Raw genomic sequence first — 19,486 nt, forward strand, 5'->3', positions numbered from 1 at the left:
TAGAAAAAATATTTGTTTGTCTAAGAAAGTGATTAAAATTACAAACTAATTTATACTTTAACATAAATTAAAGTATAAATTAGCTCAAAAATTTACGTATAGCTAATTTATGCTTTGGCTTATGAGTAAAATGATGAAAGACTAACATCTAAAATTGATTGTAATTCGCCCGATTCTTCATTAAAAACTGTGATGTGAATAGCCGATGAGTTCTCCCCAACCCCCTCACAAGCCACAAACGTTACTAGGTCAACTGACTCAAGCAGTACATACGATTCAAGCTAGGGTCGATTTTTCAAAATTGGCGCTCAAGCCTAATGCCAAAGTACCGGAACTTTGGGTGCAGGATGCGGGGGCGGATAAAGCAGAGGTATATCCACTGTTGGGCGATCGCTATATTCTCGGTCGTAGTTCCAAATCCAGCGATATCGTCATCCGTAACCCTGTTGTCAGTCAAATTCACCTGTCACTATCGCGGAATTCTACTCAGCGCACACCAGTTTTCGTGATCAAAGACGAAAACTCCACCAATGGCATTTATCGTGGCAAGCGTCGTGTTAGTTCTCTAGAACTGCGTCACGGCGATATTCTGACTCTGGGCCCCCCAGAACTCGCCGCTTCTGTGCGATTGCAATATGTCGATCCACCAGCATGGTATGTCAAAGCTGCAAGTTGGACAGCTTATGGAGTTGGTGGTGTCAGTGCCCTGTTAACATTAGTGATTGGCGTCGAATGGCTGAAATTTTCAGTCAAACCTCTACCGACAGCGACACGCGCTCCAGTAGTTGTTTACGCCCGTGATGGAGCCACTCCCCTGAGAGAGCCTCGGACAATCTCTCATGTAGACATGAAGCGATTAGAGGAATTTGGCCCTTATTTGCCTGGTGCGGTAGTGGCTTCAGAGGATAGTCGTTATTACTGGCACTTTGGGGTTGATCCTCTGGGAATTTTACGAGCTGTGTTGATTAATAGCCGTAGCGGAGATGTGCAACAAGGAGCCAGCACTGTAACCCAGCAAGTTGCCCGCAGTTTGTTCCGCGAGTATGTAGGTAGACAGGATACCCTTGGCCGCAAATTACGGGAGGCAGTTGTTGCCCTAAAGCTCGAAACCTTTTACAGCAAAAATGATATTTTGCTGATGTACTTAAATCGGGTTTTTTTGGGAGGTGATACCTCTGGCTTTGAGGATGCAGCCCGATATTACTTTGAGAAGTCGGCTAAAGAATTAACTTTGGCAGAAGCAGCAACATTGGTAGGAATTTTACCTGCTCCCAACGCTTTCGATTTTTGTGGGGATGGGCCAAATAAGCTAGAAGCGGCTGAATACCGAAATCGTGTGATTAAGCGGTTACTGGAGATGGGCAAAATTAAAGCAGAGGATGCGAACCGAGCTAGACGCTCCACTGTCCAAATTAGTCCTAAAGTCTGCGAACAGCAAGCTAAAACGATCGCACCTTATTTTTACAGTTACGTCTTCTCTGAACTTGAATCAATTTTAGGGGAGGGAGCAGCAAGAGAAGGTAATTATATCATTGAAACCAAGCTCGATCCAGCGATACAGAGACAAGCAGAAGCAGCGTTGAATAATTCGGTGAACAACTCTGGTAGAACTTTTAATTTTTCTCAAGGGGCATTAGTCACTCTTGACTCTAGTACAGGCAGTATTCTGGCAATGGTAGGCGGAACTGATTACAAAAAAAGTCAGTTCAATCGTGCTGTTCAAGCCAAAAGACAACCAGGTTCCACCTTCAAAATTTTTGCTTACACCGCCGCTATTCAACAGGGAATCTCACCATCCAACAGTTATTCTTGCGCCCCTTTAACTTGGCAAGGCTTTACTTATAAACCCTGTCGTGCTGGTGCTGACACTAGTTTAGATATTGCCACCGGGCTGGCGCTTTCAGAAAATCCGATCGCCCTGCGAGTTGCCAGACAAGTCGGGCTGGATAAAGTTGTGGCAATGGCGCAGCGTTTGGGGATAAAATCAAACCTAGATCCGGTTCCTGGCTTAGTACTGGGTCAAAGCGTAGTCAATGTTTTGGAAATGACTGGTGCTTTTGGCGCTATTGGCAATCGCGGTGTGTTGAATCCTCCCCATGCCATTAGCCGAATTTTAGACAGTGGTGATTGTAGCGATCGCAAAGATATCAAAACCTGTCGTGTAATCTACTCCTTCGACCAAGATCCAGGTGCCAATAAACGAGTGTTGACAACTAATGTCGCCGATGAGATGACTAGTTTGATGCGCGGTGTAATCGCAAGAGGTACTGGTCGTAGTGCTGCCATTGGACTAGGGGAAGCTGGTAAAACTGGCACGACCAATAAAAACGTTGACTTGTGGTTTATTGGTTTTATCCCCAGTCAGCGACTTGTAACTGGCGTTTGGCTGGGAAACGACAATAATTCCCCGACATCTGGCAGCAGTGCTCAAGCAGCTCAATTATGGGGGAATTATATGCGGCGGATTACAAGGTAATTGGGCATTAGGCATTGGGCACTTGTACTGAGCGAAGTCGAAGTATTGGGCATTGAGAATTAGGAACTATTGATCAATAAATGATCAATGGACTTTTGTGAGAAGACCTGATTTTGAAGACTTAGAAGTTTATCAACTTGCCCAAAAGCTAGCTAATGAAATTTGGCGTACTGTTAAAGGATGGGACAATTTCACTAAAGATACACTGGGCAAGCAAATTGTTCGGTCTGCTGATAGTGTTTGTGCGAACATGGCAGAAGGTAGAGGTAGGTACAACGACCAAGACAATCGGGGTTTTGTCAAGATTGCGAGAGGATCTTTGTATGAAACTATCAGCTGGTTGAGGTTAGCCTACGCCAGACAGTTATTGACAAATGAACAGGTAAGCAGATTTAAACCAATTCTTGATGAACTGTTACCTAAGCTCGATGCTTATCTAAAAGCCATAGGGAATAGGGAATAGCAACTTAATTCTCTTGCCCCATGCCCAATGCCCAATACCCCATACCCAATTACTGATATCCTTTCCAAGGAGTGACTTCGAGCTTGCCGTTAGGCTTGAATAAAACTTGGAAGTGGGCTAGAGGTTCTTTGTCATTGGGAGCAGCTACATTAGAACCATAAATGGCGTTAAACATCTTAGGAAGAGGTGTTTCTCGGAAATAATCAAAGGCGACTTGATTAAGTGGTTCATAGTCAGCAATTACACCATCTTTGTTGACTGCTACCCGATATTTTAAATCTCGTGTAAAGGTGGGAGTGCCACTCCAGGTTTGGCGAACTGTATTATAAAGCTTTTGATTTAAACCTTTAGTGATATTAGAGTCGGTAATTTTTGCACCGACTACCTCTGGTGTCTTAGCATATCCTCGCCAAGGGCTAACTTGCAGCACACCATTTGTAGTAAACACTATTCGGAATTGGGCGATTGGTTCATTAGAAATGGGAGCACGGTTAGCAGGATTATAAAGTAGGTTAGGCAGAGGAGTTTGCCCGACTCCTTGATTGGCCTCTTTATTCACCGCTTTATAACCAACGATCGCTCCATCGGCAGCTACACCTAAACGATAGATCAAATCCTCTTGCAATCCTGAACGCTTAGTCCAAGCCGGATGAACTTGGTTATACACTTGGCGATTCAATGCACGCAGCTGGGATGGATCGGTAATTTCTGGAACTGTGTTTAAAAGTGCTTCTAAATCTTTAACTACTGGCTTTGCATTAGCTATTGGTGTGGGTGTTGCAGCTGCGATGGGTGTTGCAGCCGCTGATGCTGGAGGATTAAGGCTCTTTGTTGTAGAGCTAGTTTGCTCATCTGGCTTAGGCTGCGGTGGACGTATTTGAGGAGGTGGAATCAAGTTAAATGCGATCGCTGCTATTGCTAAACTTGATACTCCCACAGCAGCAGGAACAGCCTGCCTGATTACAGCTTGACTAGCACTGCCATAGCGTCTAGTAACTGGTTGTAGTTCTAGGGATAATTCTGGTAAAGTCTGGGTATCAGCAAAAAACTGATCCACTGCTTCTACTAAATCAAACAACTGCACCGTATTCAAATCTATTTCAATAGGCGGACGTTTAGAATTATTAGAGTGAGACTCGAACCCCTCTGGAGCATTCTCTGAATGTATGATTAACCTGTGGCGGTTACCGTCAATTTTTTGAAACTCTACTAGCTCTGATTCCTGGTTGTGTGCTTGCGGATTGGGTACAGTACTCAGAAATTCTTGGGCGTAACCACTAACAGCCCTCACCAAACTTTCAAAAAATTCTCGCCCTCCGGTTAGGGGTTGATTGTAACCAGATAAATAGCATTCTGCATTTACCAATATTGATAATTCTGGGCGCATTTCCTGGAACTGTGCAGCCCTAGTGACATCACTTAACCCTTCTAAAAGAAGAGTACAATTAGGCAGACTGTACTTACGTTGAATATTCATTCCACTTCACCGTCAAAAAGACTAATCCAGAACCGCTGCATTCCAGCAGTACCAGTACAAAATAGTAATTGTCCTAACAAATTTATTGCTAGCGCATCTAATTTTTCATCAGAAGTTAATGCTAGTACACCAGAACGTCGAGCATTCATCCGGCTTTTAAAATGCGTTCTAAACCGCTCTAGGTAATTAGATAGCCGCAAATTCTGTTCTAATGGAATCTGTTTTTCTTCCATTTGTTGACATATCATTAATAACTGGCGGATGACAACAGTTAAACGCCGTGCTATGTAGCAAGCAATGACCACCAAAGCTTTTGCTTCCATAATAGTTAAGGGACGGCGTATATGCGCTCTTCGTAGCGGGTTAGAGCTACGCATCCGCCATAAATTTACCCTGTCTTTAACAATTCCTTTAAGATCCAACTCTTGAGCAAAAGCCAAGATTGCTTCCGAACCACCAAGTTCTAAAGCTTCAATTGCCAGTAAAATCAGGTCAATTTGCAGCCTGGTTCTCCGAGGACACGTTTTGGAAGCGATCGCAGGATCTGGTAAAGTGTCCAGAATCATCGGCAGTGAGTCTTGGGTTGGACTGTTGAACGGCGTTAAACTTGCTGAAACATTCATTCTATAAATACCTTGTGCGGTTCCAACAGACTAGATAAAACAAATTTAAGATCGGTAGCCAAGACTTGAGCGTTAGACTTGTGGCAGTAGTATGACTACCTGATATATACATTACTTAACTCTTTCTACTCAAAGTTTTCCCTATATTGAAATCAAAATTTTAAAACATAACTAAATTCACCTCGTTTATTTAGTGAAATACCTTTTCTAGCTTGGTTTAGATTCTAATTATCGTCAATGAAAGACGAAGCTTCAGCCTCGACCTCCACTTGACCCCCAGCGTATGACATTATAGTGTACGATTTTTCAGGTATCTGAAATTGGGCATTGGGCATTGGGCACTTGTACTGAGCGACTCGTGCCGAGCGGAGCCGAGGTAAGTCGAAGTATTGGGCATTGCTTATTAATTTATCTACCTCATCCCCATGCCTGATTCCCCATTCCCTACTCCCCATTCCCCATTTTATGGATTTAAAGTCTCTCGTTCGTGACATTCCAGATTTCCCAAAACCCGGAATTTTATTTCGGGATATTACTACGTTACTGCGCGATCCAGAGGGACTGCGCTATACTATTGACTTTTTAACACAAAAATGCAATGAAGTTGGAATAACAGCTGATTATGTCATTGGTATGGAGTCGAGGGGATTCATTTTTGGTTCACCTCTGGCTTATAAATTAGGAGCTGGTTTTATTCCCATCCGCAAAAAAGGGAAGTTACCAGCAGCCGTTCACTCAATTGAATATCAACTAGAGTATGGTACAGATTGCCTAGAAGTGCATCAAGACGCTTTACACCAAGGTAGCCGAGTTTTGATTGTGGACGATTTGATTGCCACAGGTGGAACTGCGAGTGCCACAGCAAAGTTGGTGCAGAAAATTGGCTGCGAACTAGTAGGATTTGGGTTTATTATCGAGCTACGGGATTTACAAGGGCGTACACATTTACCAGACGTGCCGATTATCTCTTTAATTGAATATTAGTCACTAATCATTGGTCATTAGTCATTAGTCATTGGTCAATAGCAAAACAACTGGCAAATGACGAAGGACAAAGAACAAATGACATAGACGCGCCAGCGGCTTCCTGCAGGGTAGAACAAATGACAAAGGACAAAATATAAATGACATCTACGAAAATTTCCTTGGAGACCAGTCGGGATTGGCTAATCAGGCTAGTCACGAGTGAAACTTTTGTTTATGTGGCAAAGCGGCTATTGCAGGCACTGTTAACTTTGTTGTTGGCGTCAGCGTTGTCGTTTTTCATCATTCAACTCGCTCCCGGTGATTATGTAGATACGCTGCGGCAAAATCCGAAGATATCTCCAGAAAGAATTGAGGAAATCAAACGGCAGTTTGGTCTGGATAAGTCTTGGCCAGAGCAATTCGGGCTGTGGCTATGGCGAATCTTGACCAAAGGGGATTTTGGCACGAGTTTTATTTATCAACGTTCAGTAGCATCGCTGTTGTGGGAACGAGTCCCAGCGACTTTGCTATTAGCGATCGCATCTTTAATTGTCACATGGGCGATCGCCATCCCTCTAGGGATCTTTGCCGCTGTTAAACAAAATAAGCCAGCAGACCGGATTTTACAGGTAATTAGTTACGCAGGACAAGGCTTTCCCAGTTTCATCACTGCCTTAGCGCTGCTGGTTTTAGCCCAAATCACCTCGCCGTTTTTCCCAGTGGGTAGCATGACTAGCATCAATCACTCAGAACTGTCGTGGTTTGGCAGAATCTTAGATATCGGCTGGCACATGATTTTACCCACAATCGCACTCTCAATTACTAGTTTTGCTGGTTTGCAACGCATCACTCGCGGCGAATTATTGGATGTTCTGCGTCAAGACTACATCCAAACGGCTCGTGCCAAAGGTTTACCAGAAAACCGCGTCATCTACGTTCATGCACTGCGTAACGCCATAAATCCCTTAATTACCTTATTGGGTTTTGAATTAGCTGGTTTATTAAATGGTGCCTTCATCGCCGAATTTTTCTTCAACTGGCCCGGTTTAGGGAGGTTGACTTTACAAGCTTTACAAGCTCAAGATTTATATTTATTAATGGCAAGCTTGGTGATGGGCGCAGTACTGCTGATTGTTGGCAATTTAATCGCCGATTTGATGCTCAAAGCAGCCGATCCACGCATTCGCCTAGAAAATCTCAATTAGCAGCAATTCAAAAATCCAAAAAATCAAAACATATTGGGCGGTTTCCAGAGTACTGTCAACTATCAAACAACAAACAGGTAGCCAGAGTGCGGATGTTGTTGAAGAAAGAGTTGCTAATTTCTCATCCTGTCTTGAATTTGGCTACTCTCAGTTTCAAGCTATTTCTGTATACTGCAAAATTCTGAATTGCTTTTTAACTAATTATTTTACCAAGATTCAGACTTAGTTTTTGCACTCGTATATTTAAGAGTTTTTTTTAAGCGGGCGGCGGGAATCGAACCCGCATTAATAGCTTGGAAGGCTATAGTTTTACCACTAAACTACGCCCGCAAATTTCCAACCATATAAATTTAACACAGTTTTTGCCAAAATTCAAGTATTTAGTTGGAATTGGCGGATTGGATTGTGATCCTGACATACAAATTGCTCAATTCTGGTTTTGTGCCATCGTTATTGTGGGCAGCAATAAAGTTTTCTGTTTTGAAAACTTCGCTCAGGACTTGCTCGTATGTACTTTTTTGACTTTGCAGTGTTGCTGGTTCTATTTCTAGAACTACAGCTTGTTGAAAGTTGCCATTCTGATCAATTATCAAGCTAGCTAAGAGTTGTGCTGGATCAAGTCCCGAATTGTGGACAAGAAAACTTGGGTCTAATTGTTTTGTGTTGCTTCCCCTGTATAAAGGGATAACGTCAGGTAAAGCATCTTGTCGGAATCCTCTTGATTGTATCAAGCTTATCACTTGATTTCTAGATAAGGGAGCTACTATTGCTACCGATGTTCCCCCAGTCGAAGTTGCCAGAGTTTCTCTAGTCGAAGTTGCTGGAGTTTCTCTAGTCGAAGTTGCTGGAGTTTCCCTAGTTGAAGTTGCTGGAGTTTCTCTATTTTCAGGTTCTGAAACTGGTAGATTTGATGGAATACCTGTTGGTAGTTGCGTTCCCTTTCCCAGTTTAATTTCTTGACGACGCTTCCAAGGTAAATTACCGATTGTAACCGTAGGTGTCGGTGTGACTTTAGGTGTAGGTTTCGGTGTAACTTTAGCTATAGGTTTCGGTGTGGCTTTCAGTGTAGGTTTCAGTGTAATTTTAGCTATAGGTTTCGGTGTTGGTGTAGGAACTATCTGTTGTCTAAAGTGTTCACTATTAGGTTGAGAAGCGTAAATTCGGCTCTTTTTCTGGAGATTATCAAGGGAATTTATTACGCCAAAATCTTCATTTTTAGGCGTAGTTCGTGCTGTTTGTGATGAACGTGTTGGTACAGACTTTTGAGTTGAGGATAGTGGCTTTGACGAAACTATTTTGACTGGTGATTTTGATTTGATTATTGATTTTGTTTTAGGAGCAATGTCTATCAATTCAATGGGAACAGCAGATTGATTTTGCTGGGGGAACCACAGATTAAATGCATTAGATGAGCGCATCAGCCAGAACACCAGCAAGTGCAGAGAGACTGAACTGAGAACGACAAAAATCCACAAACCTGGTGGGTCGGTGTGTCGTCTCCAGACCTTGGCTGGAATTGGTGTTTTATCTGTAACCGATGGTGTCATATTATATAAACTGGATATGATTATGCACTTTTACTCATTGGTAATGCTTTAAAATACCAGTCTAAATTTTAGCGATTAACCATTACCTCTGGTGTAACCGCGAAAGTCAAAACAGTTTCATCTACTCCTTTAAGTTCTAGCGGTCTACCTTTAGTAATTTCTCCTTCCTGCAAATAATCTGCTACGGCAGCAGAAACCAGGATTGTACCGGGAACAGCAGCAGCTTGCAACCTTGCGGCAATATTCACACTTGGGCCAATAGCAGTATAATCGGCGCGTTCAGCGCTACCAAACATCCCCACAACAGCAGTACCTTGGTGAATACCGCACCGAAACTGTACGCTAGTAAGTTTGTCGCTATCGAATACACCTTGCTCTCGCCAGCGCTGGTTCAAGTCAGCCAGTGAGCGGTGCATTGCTCTTGCTGTATTAATAGCACGACGCACTTGTTCATTAGGAGTTAGTTCTTCCGGCGCTCCATATAAAGCTAAGATAGCATCTCCCATAAATTTATCTACAGTGCCGCCATTGCTAAAGACAACTTTGGTCATGGCTTCTAAATATTCATTTAGCAACTCCGCGACTCGTCGGGATCTGAGAGTATTTGCTAGCTGTGTGAAACCCACAATGTCGCTAAACAAAACTGTAATTAAGCGTGGTTCTGGGCGCAAATCTAAGGTTAAATCTCCGGTTGCGGCTTTTTGCACCAACACGGCAGGCAAAAAGCGCTTTAGAACCGATTCTGTTAGATAAGTATTTAACTCCACAATTCGCCGTTCATTTTCTTTCAATGCTAAAAGATTGCGAACTTCTGCCAAAAGTTCCCGATCGTTGAATGGTTTTGCTAAATAAGCATCTGCGCCATGTTCTGTACCTTCGATGCGAGTTTCTTCATCTACTTTCGCTGTCAGTAGAATGATTGGTGTTCCTTTCAACGTCTCCTCATTGCGGATCATCTGAATCATCTCAAGTCCGCTCACTAAGGGCATCATTAAGTCAGTTACAATCAAGCTGGGTAGAATTTCCTTAGCTCTACTGTGCCCTTCATGACCGTTACGAGCTATCTGTACATGATAGCCGTTGCGGCGGAAAATTTCAGATACATAGGTTCGCAAATCGGGGTTGTCATCTACAACTAAAATTGAGTGCTGAGTCTTATGTGCTGAGTCTTGAGTATCAATACTGGGGGAGAGGTTTATTGTAATATCTTCAATATTGTCTGTTGTTGACTCTACTAGTTCTAAATCAGCTAATTCTACGCTAGCGCGGCTTGCATTCAGTTCGGTAGGCGTTTCTAGTACTTGCTGTGCAGGTAAATGAGCATTTCCAGTCATCAGCCATAAACTAAAAGTAGTTCCTTCACCATAAACTGATTCCACAGTCACTTGACCACCATGTAATTCTACTAATTCTTTAACTAAAGCTAAACCCAAACCACTGCCTTCATAGGAGCGATTTGCTGAACCTTCAGCTTGGCGAAAGCGCTCAAATAGGTAAGGAATTTGTTCTTTAACAATACCAATTCCAGTATCTTGTACTTGCAAGATGCAACGATCGCGCTCAGATTTTAGTCGAACACCAATCGTCCCACCTTCAGGAGTAAACTTCATGGCATTTGACAAGAGGTTATAAACCACCTTGTCAAATTTTTCCATGTCTAAGTACACTATCGAACATTCATCTAGCTGGGTAACGAGATGCAGTCTCTTTTTCTCGCAGTAGGGACGAAAAGATTCCACTATTTGGCTGACAAATTCGACTAAATCGCAGGGATGGAAATTTGGCTGCATTCTCCCTGCATTCAGGCGTTGTAAGTCTAGGAGTTGATTTACCAGTCGCAGCAGGCGGCGGGAGTTACGCAGGGCGATCGCACTTTGAGAGTAAGATAATCCCTCACCAGCCGCCACCGCTGACTCTAATGGCCCTTGAATCAAGGTAATCGGTGTGCGAAACTCATGGGAAATATTTTGGAAAAATTCGGTTTTTTGTTTGTCTAATTCCAGTAAGCGTTCAGCTTGTTGGCGAGTCTTTTGATATAAGTGTGATTGCTGCACAGCGATCGCTGCTTGCGCTGCTACTGCTTTCGCCAAATCAATATCAGATGGCAACCATTGGCGTACTTTTTTACCTTCATGCAAGGTAATACTACCAATACATTTCCCATCAGCCAATAATGGCACAAACATTAGCGATCGCGCTGGCATTTTTAAAGGCAAATCAAAACCCCGCACATCCGAGGGAGAATGACTCACATTACCAATTACCACAGGTTCATGTGTCTGTAGCATTTGTTGGAGGATGGGATTCTCCTGTATAGATGCTTGAGAATAGGGTAATCTCTGGTTTTGTAGGTGATTATTGCTACCTAACTTATTGTCTGGGGCTGGTAATCGTAAATTTTCTGGATGTTGAAAACTGTCATACAAGCCTACACACTCAACAAACTCATCTTCCTCAGTCCATAAAGACAGGACACAGCCATCGACTTGTAAAGCTTGTCCCAATTGCTGTGTAATTGCCGCAAAGATATCTTGAGGATTTAAGCTAGAGCGAATTGCGCTAGTAATCGTATTAATCAAGCTCTCTCGCTTGGCAAGGGCACGTACTTGTTCGTAAGCATAAGCTTGAGACAAAGCTAAGGCTGCCTGATCCGCTACCATCAGCACTAACTGCACCTCATCATCTCCCCAAAAGCGAGGCAGAGAACACTGGTGCAGTGCTAGCACTGCCATCAGTTCTTGTTGGCAGATCAATGGCACAACTAAACTAGAACAAATATTAGCAGCAGCAAAAGCTTGCCCACGCTTGCGCAGTTCGGGAGTGTTACCGTAAATGCGCTCATCATCAATTACATCGTGAATCACCTGAACTTCACGGGTTTCCCACACCGTCTGAGCCAAAAGAGACAAAGCGGGAGCAGAGGATATAGTGGGCAAAGAGGAAAGACCTACTGCTACTTCCGCTTCGATCTGCTGCACCTCTGCTTCTTCAGAAAGAGGCTTCTGATAAATAAACCCTTTATCCGCCAACTGCTCATCTTGGAAGGGACGTAGCAGACAAACATCCACCTCCAACATGTGACCCACTGTATCTACAATTGCTTGCAAAATTTGTCTGTAGTCTAAAGCACTGCGAATCGTATTGGTAACAGTATTCAGCAGCGATTCTTGACGGAGTGTGCGGGTAAGTTCGCGGGTTCTAGCTTTGAGGACATTGTGGGTATCCAAAGCTTGGCGTACCACTGCTTTTAGTTCCTCCGCTTCCCACGGTTTAGTTACATATTTAAATACCTTGCCAGCATTGATTGCTTCCACCAGGTCTTCGACATCGGTGTAGCCAGTTAAAATAATCCGGATAATATCTGGATATTGAGTTGCTGTCAGGCTTAAAAATTCTGTACCGCTCATCATCGGCATCCGCTGATCGGAGATGATCACCGCGATCTCTCCCTCTTGAGCCAGCAGATCGAGTGCCGCAGGACCAGAGGTTGCCCTTAGCACCTTATAATCACGATAGAAAGTGCGGTAAAGCAAGTCAAGGTTGTCTGGTTCATCATCGACAACCAAAATTTTAGGCTTACTGTTTGCTTGGGATTTCATGCACCGCTTTCCTGCTGCAACGGCAGTCGGATAAAGAATAATCTGATCAGGTAAGGATTTTTCTGAGTCAGGTAAGAGCAGAGCATTTCGACCAATAAGGCTGTTTGGCTACATGACTGCTGAGTGTAGGAGCGTTTACTCACAGTAATTCGTCTCAATTGCTTGTACTGATTACCGTTTGCGTTGGTGCAGTGTAATTGCTTTCATTGTCAGTTTTAGTGTTACAGAGTCGACGCTTGCTTGCCAAATCTTTTTTCACCTCCTGTGAGCAATGTCTGATAATACATACAGCGCTCATAGCCAGCTGAAAAATCCAGATAAAGCTGCATATTAAGTTTTCCCTCCACAGCTGTTGTAATAACACTTGCAGGTAAATTTTATTTATGGTAGTCATGGTAGAGTCAGCGAAATTAAAACAATAAGATTTAAAGCCAAAGTATACTATTAGACAAATACCTCTTTCTAATTTAGCAATCAGAACTATCATTAAGACAAGTGGTAGTGGTTGAGGAGTTAGAGATTAGGGATTAGGGAACCCTACAGATTTATGTCCCAGTACCTATACAGCCTATTTGGATGACTTGGTAGCAAAGTAGTGTCAGTGTAGCGGCAACTGCAAAAACAAGTTCAGTACTGCAACTAAGGGTGGTTTGAAACCAGAGCTTGCCAATAGTGTACTTACTTAACAATTTCGGAGATGTTGCTTACGGACAAGTTATGCTATTCCTCTGCCCACTTGCTCAAAGCTCTATCACTTTACAGATGTTTTTGTGGCAATCAGTTTGATATCTTGCCTACCTAAAACAAGGAATGCAATGAATATACTGAATTTAAGGTTATAAATTTATGAAGTCCTAACTCCTAATACTCTTTCAAAATGCAGGTTATAAAACTCTAAGCTAAAGTGTAAAAATTTGTTTAATCGACAAGCAAAAGCGAATTAGCAATATTGGTTCAGTTAAATCTCCTGGGCAACTCTTAAGTTCTGATTTAATTTAAATCTTGTTTTAGGATATTTGAGAAAATTTTTGTTGAATAAAATCAATACTAAACTAGCCTTGAAATATCGGTTTTTTCACCCATACCAGCAACAGCCAATTGATCCAGCTTCCTACCAATTCCAAATTCGTACAGCTACACCTGCTGATTTGATTGGTGTTGCCCAAATTATTACTGAAAGCTTTCACTCCCATAAGGGTATATGGGGATGGGCTTTCCCATTGCTACGTCTGGGTATTTACGAAGACTTAAGACATCGGATGGCATCACCTACGCCCCGTCATCTTTGCTTAGTTGCCCTTGAAGCTACTACTGGTGAGGCTAATAACTTAGTAGGAAGTGTGGAAATGGGTGTACGTTACAGTAGTGATTCATGGAGCCAGGTTGGTGTAGGTTTTCCTTACTTATCCAATTTAGCGGTTCATCCAAAATACCGTAGACATGGTGTAGCTTCAGGATTACTTACTAGCTGTGAAAAAGTCTCTCGCGAGTGGGGATTTCAAGACTTATATCTCCATGTTTTAGAAAATAACTATCAAGCAAGACAGCTTTATTTCAAGCTGGGATATCGAGTGCATAAAGTCGAATCTAATTGGAATACATTTCTTCTAAGACGCTCAAGCCAGATGTTATTGCACAAGCACCTGAGTGCTGATTCCATTATCTGAATTTTGTTTTGGCAATTGTCAAGTTTTGTGTTTTATTCCAATTAATTCGATAAAATCTATAAATCATAGCGGTAATTAAACACAAACTAGGTTAAGCCACTTCTACCTTGAGAACCATAGTTCTTTTGACTTAGAGAAAGCTCAAAACTCAAGCCAGGACTAAATAATATACTTTTCTTAAGAACTTTAGGTTTTCAAATAGACGAGGTTTAATTAGAAATCTAGCCAATATTAGCTAAATATCTAGATAAATCCGCTTTGATTTGGAGAACTTATGTAGTTTAGCAGGCAAGAGCTAACGGTAAAGAAGGCTCTTTGAGTTATAGTGGTTTTTTCGCGCAATCAAACAGGAGTCCTATAGATCAAAACTAAAACATGTTTGTTACTTTACGAAGTGAGTAAATAGCTTTTGATAATTTTTTCTAAAAAGAATATTTTATTTAAACTTTTTACGAAAAATCCCCTCGTCCGTTTAAACAAATTATCTTTTTGGTAAATATTTTTAAGATTAAAAAATGTTAAATTTAGCCTTTTGGGATTTATGGTTAACAAATTTTTTTAAGCATTCGATATAGCTGAAAATGGACTATAATGGCAACATACGCGAAATCGCGTTGCAAGAAATAATTACTTCCTCATAATAACTTTGTAATTCATATATTCATCTTTATAAAAACTTTAATAAAACACTAGTATAGTTTACAGACAAATCTAGTTATATTTTATAAGATATAATCACTCAATGACTGAAACAACTCCTATATATTGCTATTTTTAGTTGGATTGGCCACAAAGGTCTTGATAATAAAAGAATTCAAAAACTTGATTTGATATAACAGCTAATTCCGTTTTGAAGTGCATACTACAACATTCATTAAAAATTTAAAAAACATGGATAGCGAACAGCATCGACGCTATCAGACCTCTATGGTATCAACTTATTACCCTGAAACTACTTTCTTTGACTCTGTTGTCATGTCAGATGGAACTGAGCAATCGCAAGGCTCGGATATCCTTACACGTTTGCACAGTGGAGAAGTTTTCATCGTCAATAGTCGTAGGCGAAATGGATTAATACTCTTTAAACGCTACCATGCAGAGTTTGCTGGGCCTGGAGCTGCTGTGGGTGGGGATTACGATTGTGATTGCCAAAGGGCACTGCCTATAGGTAATCTTTCTTTATTAACTCCTGAATCTAATGAAGAACGTCAGAAGGCTTACTTGATTAGGCGACAATGGATTCGATTAATTAAACAAATTACAGAAAATCCACTGCCTGGGCAGCGAGTCCAGAAAATTCTTGATCAATTTGAACAATACTTTCCACCAGAAATAGTGGCTCTTTTGCCGGATGTTGCTTTTGCTCTTTTAGTGGGTGTGCTGCCACAAACAGTGGGAGTAGTACGGCGTTTGGGCAGTGAGGTGAATAGCAGGTTTAATTACTGAGTAAATTGCTAAGATGACAAATTTGCCAAAGCAGCTTTTACTCGATTAATTGTGCGGGCGTTTTCTTCTATCGTTCCGACAGTAATTCGTAATCCTCCGCTAATGTGTCGCACAAGAGTGCCGAGTGTTCTAAGTTTCTGATGGAAAGTTTTTAAAGCAGCTTCTTGTGAATTAAAGCTATTTGCTTTAAGACGCAGGTAAATAAAGTTGGCAGCACTTGGGGTAATTTGTAGTTCTGGTTGCTGGGATAAAATTTCGATGAGTTTGGCTCGTTCACTCAGGGTCTGGGGAATTGATTCCAGCAAGAGTGTACGATTTTGTAAACCAACTAATGCTGCTGCTATGGAAAAACTGGGAAGATTGTAAGGTAAGCGAACTTTTTCTAAGATGGCGACCGCTTCGGGATGAGCAACGCAATAACCAATACGGAGAGATGCCAATCGGAAAGCTTTAGAAAAAGTGCGTAATATTACCCAATTAGGATGCTGTGCTAATTCACCTACTAGGGTAGTTTGGCTGAATTCAAAGTAAGCTTCATCAATTACTACCAAAATATGCTGTGGCAAACTTCTTAACCATGCCAACTCTGCCGCAGTTAAGCTGTTGGCAGTCGGCGAATTGGGATGTACTACGAAAACTACGCGAATCGGTGGATTCTGAGTCTGTTCGATGGCTGACTGTGCGGCGCTTATGTCAATTTCAAAATTTGTTTCATTTCTACCCACCGCAACTACAGGAATGCCCAAAGTTTGTGCCAAAATTCTGTACATCGAGAAAGTGGGATTGGCAACGAGAATTGACCCTTCTCCTCCTAGACAGGTGGCAATTAATAAAGAGCGGATTAGTTCATCTGAACCATTACCAACAGAAATATTGGCAGCAGTAAACAAGGATGATGATAGAGCGGCTGATTGATTGACGTACTCGGCGATCGCATCCTTAAGTGTTTTATGTCCGCCATCTGGATAACGATTTGTTTCAATTACTTGCTGATACATCCATGCCAGCTTCTCTTTTAACTCAGGTGGTAAATCGTAGGGGCTTTCATTTGTATCTAACCGATCAAACTGTGTGGCGACAGAATCGGCTGTATCGCTGCTAGGATGAGGTTTATAGGCGGTGAATTGGGCTAAATCTGACCGGATGAAGGGAAGCATAGTTTTAGTCATTAGTCATTAGTCATTGGTCATTAGTAATTAACAAAGGACAAATGACTAAGGACATTAGTTATGTGTGAGTCTAATATTTTACAACTTCAAGGTAATTGGCAAAAGAGGCGAATTGCCTGCCAAATTTCTTCCATAACATTACCCAAGGCGTGGTCACTATCGAGTTCAACTAACTCCACCCAAGGACGCGATTGCGCAAAGTCACGACTAGCTTCGATCGGAATGACTTCATCCTTTTTGCCATGCAAAATCAGTGTAGAGATAGGGCGTTGCAAAAGCTTTTCTTGGTATTGGGCAGCATCTGTAACAAAATCGTAACTTAAAGAAAGCGATTGCTGTTCCCCATAGTGGTAGACCATGATATATTTTTCTTGCTGCCAACGCTCTACTTCTTCATCTCCTAGCTTGGGCAACCAATGGGATAAAAACCCAAAAGCTGGTGCTAGCAAAACTAAGCGTTGCACTTGTAAATTTTGTTGTCCCAAGTGGGCAGCAGTCAAACCACCCAAACTTGAGCCAATAAGCGTTACTGGTGTAGAATCATTGCTGAATTCTCCAGCAACTTGAGTTAGCTGACGAGTAATTGTCAATTGGGAAAAATCGCCAGCATTGAGATCGGAAATTTTCAGATTTGTGTGAATTTTGGTAAAGCGATCGCCTATATCCCGCGCTTTGGCAGATTTAGGACTAGAAGCAAATCCGTGAAGATATATGTAGTCCAAGGTTGTAAATAGTTAGGAGTTAAAAATTATTGAGTGTTGATAAATAAAGATTTATCAATTGTTGTGGCTCACTTATAATTCATAACTCAGAACTCCTCACTCCTAAGTTTTATTAGCGCATTGTGACAAATTCCTCTGCGGCTGAGGGATGGACACCCACAGTAGCATCAAAGTCTTTTTTGGTTGCACCCATCTTGATAGCGATCGCCACACCTTGGATAATTTCAGCTGCACCTTCACCTACCATGTGAGCGCCTAAAACTTTGTCGGTGTTACTATCAACCACCAACTTCATCATTGTCTTCTCTTGCTTACCAGTCAAACTATGGTACATAGGGCGAAAGCGAGTGCGAAAAATTTTGACGGCATCACCGAGTTTTTCCCGTGCTTGGGCTTCTGTCCAGCCGACTGTTGCGGCTTCTGGGTTAGAAAATATGGCTGTGGGAACAGTTTCGTGACTGAATTCACGGCGATTATCTCCAAATTCACTATCGGCAAAGGCGCGACCTTCGCCAATGGCTACAGGAGTTAAATTGATTCGGTCGGTGACATCGCCAACAGCAAAAATATTCGGTTGACTAGTTTGACTATATTCATTGACTGCGATCGCACTTGTGGTAGGGTATCCAGGCCCTTCGATAGAACTGGCGACAACATCAACCCCAGCGTTTTCTAAACCTAATCCATCTACATTGGGGGTTCGACCGGTCGCTACTAAAAACACATCAGCAATTAGTGGTTCTTGGTCGTCTCCTGATAAAGTCAGCTTCAACCCTTCTGGGACGCGTTTAATTGCTTTCACCACATTATTCTTAATCAAGCGAATTCCGTGGTTCATCATACCCTCTTCAATTTCTATGCGGACATCTTCATCAAACCCATTCAAAATCTTTTCACCTCTGGTAATTTGTGTCACCTCAGAACCTAAACCGCGTATAATACAAGCAAATTCCGTGCCGATATAACCAGCCCCAATAATGACGATGTGTTTTGGTTGTTCTTTTAAATGAAAGATTTCGTCGGAGGTAATGCCATGTTCCATCCCTGGTAAATCTGGCTTGACAGGACGCCCACCAACTGCAATTAAAATTTTGTCTGCTGTAATTTTACGTCCATCAACTTCTACAGTGTGAGGGTCTACCAACGTGGCGCGACCAGAAAATAGTTCTACTCCAGCTTTTTCCAAGAAGCTGATGTGTAGTTGCGACAGTCGCCGAACTTCCTTATCTATAGATGTAATGAAATATTCCCAGTCCAACTCAGCATTACCCACTTTCCAGCCATAGCCTGAAGCGTCACTAAACAGTGCAGGAAAGTGAGAGCCATAGACCATGAGTTTTTTGGGAACGCAACCGCGAATCACACAAGTGCCACCAACTAAATCATATTCAGCGATCGCTACTTTTGCACCGTAGCTAGCCGCTCGTTTGGAAGCCGCCAAACCTCCAGAACCCGCACCAATTACAAACAGGTCGTAATCAAAAGTCATAAGTTTATGTTCTTCTTTAGCAACAAGTTAGTTCCTGGGAACTTACACACAGAACCTGATTGAACTATATAAGGATATCCGGTGAACCCTGTGTAAGTCCTGTCCTTGATTTAATCTAGCGTTAGCAGATGCCATCTGGTCGTAGGGAATATCACTTTTTGCTTTAGCAACGGCTGTAAAGGCAGTAGTTAAAAGTTGTTATAGTTCTGGCCCGTGGTTGAGCATAAGTCTGTGCTACTGCATTGGAGCAGCTAAGTTCCACAGGACTTACGCAACATTATGACAAAACTTACTGCCTTCGGCATTCGCAAAGCTTTTTTTTATCCCATTAACAATCTTTATGTACTTGGAGAGTCCGTTGGAGTTACAGGTGTTGGATTTGTCGGAGTTACGGGTGTTGATTCTGTTGAGGTTACAGGTGTTGTAGTTACAGGTGTTGGATTTGTTGGAGTTACAGGTGTTGGATTTGTCGGAGTTACGGGTGTTGGTTCTGTTGAGGTTACAGGTGTTGTAGTTACGGGTGTTGGATTTGTCGGAGTTACGGGTGTTGGTTCTGTTGAGGTTACAGGTGTTGTAGTTACGGGTGTTGGATTTGTTGGAGTTACGGGTGTTGGATTTGTCGGAGTTACGGGTGTTG

The 19,486-nt window shown here is 42.2% G+C and carries 14 protein-coding genes and 1 tRNA gene; 7 read left to right on the top strand and 8 right to left on the bottom strand.

The annotated features are described in order from the left end of the window. The first annotated feature begins 205 nt into the window (after nucleotides 1–205). Nucleotides 206–2,476, top strand: coding sequence for a transglycosylase domain-containing protein (locus V7K60_RS01050; RefSeq protein WP_334922237.1), 2,271 nt, complete (start codon nucleotides 206–208; stop codon nucleotides 2,474–2,476). 97 nt (nucleotides 2,477–2,573) lie between these two features. Beyond that, the gene (locus V7K60_RS01055) at nucleotides 2,574–2,939 is read left to right on the top strand and encodes a four helix bundle protein (protein WP_334922239.1); all 366 of its coding nucleotides are present in this window, start codon (nucleotides 2,574–2,576) and stop codon (nucleotides 2,937–2,939) included. Between the two features lie 49 nt (nucleotides 2,940–2,988). On the opposite strand, the gene V7K60_RS01060 is transcribed toward V7K60_RS01055, so the two are convergent. Both V7K60_RS01060 and V7K60_RS01065 read right to left on the bottom strand, forming a co-directional pair. Beyond that, complete coding sequence (locus V7K60_RS01060; RefSeq protein WP_334922241.1) at nucleotides 2,989–4,416, bottom strand: DUF4335 domain-containing protein; 1,428 nt, start codon at nucleotides 4,414–4,416, stop codon at nucleotides 2,989–2,991. Then, nucleotides 4,413–5,039 (bottom strand): DUF3038 domain-containing protein, encoded by a 627-nt coding sequence (locus tag V7K60_RS01065; protein ID WP_334922243.1) that lies wholly within the window; start codon nucleotides 5,037–5,039, stop codon nucleotides 4,413–4,415. Before V7K60_RS01065 ends, V7K60_RS01060 begins: the two co-directional genes overlap by 4 nt. A gap of 465 nt (nucleotides 5,040–5,504) precedes the next feature. Here V7K60_RS01065 and V7K60_RS01070 point away from each other — a divergent pair, with 465 nt between their 5' ends. Together V7K60_RS01070 and V7K60_RS01075 are read left to right on the top strand one after the other, a co-directional pair. Then, nucleotides 5,505–6,023, top strand: a complete 519-nt coding sequence (locus V7K60_RS01070; protein ID WP_334922244.1) for an adenine phosphoribosyltransferase — start codon at nucleotides 5,505–5,507, stop codon at nucleotides 6,021–6,023. A 140-nt stretch (nucleotides 6,024–6,163) separates the two neighbouring features. Continuing rightward, on the top strand, nucleotides 6,164–7,210 hold the full coding sequence (locus V7K60_RS01075) for an ABC transporter permease (RefSeq protein WP_334922246.1): 1,047 nt from the start codon (nucleotides 6,164–6,166) through the stop codon (nucleotides 7,208–7,210). Between the two features lie 259 nt (nucleotides 7,211–7,469). On the opposite strand, the gene V7K60_RS01080 is transcribed toward V7K60_RS01075, so the two are convergent. The 3 genes from V7K60_RS01080 to V7K60_RS01090 form a co-directional block, all read right to left on the bottom strand. Then, a tRNA-Gly gene (locus V7K60_RS01080) sits at nucleotides 7,470–7,540 on the bottom strand. Nucleotides 7,541–7,590: 50 nt separating this feature from the next. Next, entirely contained in the window at nucleotides 7,591–8,757 is a 1,167-nt protein-coding gene (locus tag V7K60_RS01085; RefSeq protein ID WP_334922248.1) for a hypothetical protein, read from the bottom strand. A 68-nt stretch (nucleotides 8,758–8,825) separates the two neighbouring features. Beyond that, nucleotides 8,826–12,356 carry a response regulator gene (locus tag V7K60_RS01090; protein WP_334922250.1) on the bottom strand — a complete coding sequence of 1,177 codons (3,531 nt, stop codon included), beginning with the start codon at nucleotides 12,354–12,356 and terminating at the stop codon, nucleotides 8,826–8,828. Between the two features lie 1,031 nt (nucleotides 12,357–13,387). Here V7K60_RS01090 and V7K60_RS01095 point away from each other — a divergent pair. Then, nucleotides 13,388–14,023 carry a GNAT family N-acetyltransferase gene (locus V7K60_RS01095; protein ID WP_334922252.1) on the top strand — a complete coding sequence of 212 codons (636 nt, stop codon included), beginning with the start codon at nucleotides 13,388–13,390 and terminating at the stop codon, nucleotides 14,021–14,023. An 891-nt stretch (nucleotides 14,024–14,914) separates the two neighbouring features. After that, on the top strand, nucleotides 14,915–15,469 hold the full coding sequence (locus tag V7K60_RS01100) for a hypothetical protein (RefSeq protein WP_334922254.1): 555 nt from the start codon (nucleotides 14,915–14,917) through the stop codon (nucleotides 15,467–15,469). 8 nt (nucleotides 15,470–15,477) lie between these two features. On the opposite strand, the gene V7K60_RS01105 is transcribed toward V7K60_RS01100, so the two are convergent. From V7K60_RS01105 to gor, 3 genes are all read right to left on the bottom strand, one after another. Continuing rightward, the gene (locus tag V7K60_RS01105) at nucleotides 15,478–16,626 is read right to left on the bottom strand and encodes a histidinol-phosphate transaminase (RefSeq protein ID WP_334922265.1); all 1,149 of its coding nucleotides are present in this window, start codon (nucleotides 16,624–16,626) and stop codon (nucleotides 15,478–15,480) included. A gap of 98 nt (nucleotides 16,627–16,724) precedes the next feature. After that, on the bottom strand, nucleotides 16,725–17,360 hold the full coding sequence (locus V7K60_RS01110) for a YqiA/YcfP family alpha/beta fold hydrolase (RefSeq protein ID WP_334922256.1): 636 nt from the start codon (nucleotides 17,358–17,360) through the stop codon (nucleotides 16,725–16,727). Between the two features lie 112 nt (nucleotides 17,361–17,472). Then, nucleotides 17,473–18,849: a glutathione-disulfide reductase gene (gene gor / locus V7K60_RS01115; RefSeq protein WP_334922258.1), complete on the bottom strand. Its 1,377-nt coding sequence runs from the start codon at nucleotides 18,847–18,849 to the stop codon at nucleotides 17,473–17,475. Between the two features lie 279 nt (nucleotides 18,850–19,128). On the opposite strand from gor, the gene V7K60_RS01120 reads away from it, so the two are divergent. Then, a partial coding sequence (locus V7K60_RS01120) for a hypothetical protein (RefSeq protein ID WP_334922260.1) occupies nucleotides 19,129–19,486 on the top strand: 358 nt, incomplete at its 3' end.

The sequence above is a fragment of the Nostoc sp. genome (assembly GCF_036917555.1).
Taxonomy (GTDB): domain Bacteria; phylum Cyanobacteriota; class Cyanobacteriia; order Cyanobacteriales; family Nostocaceae; genus Nostoc.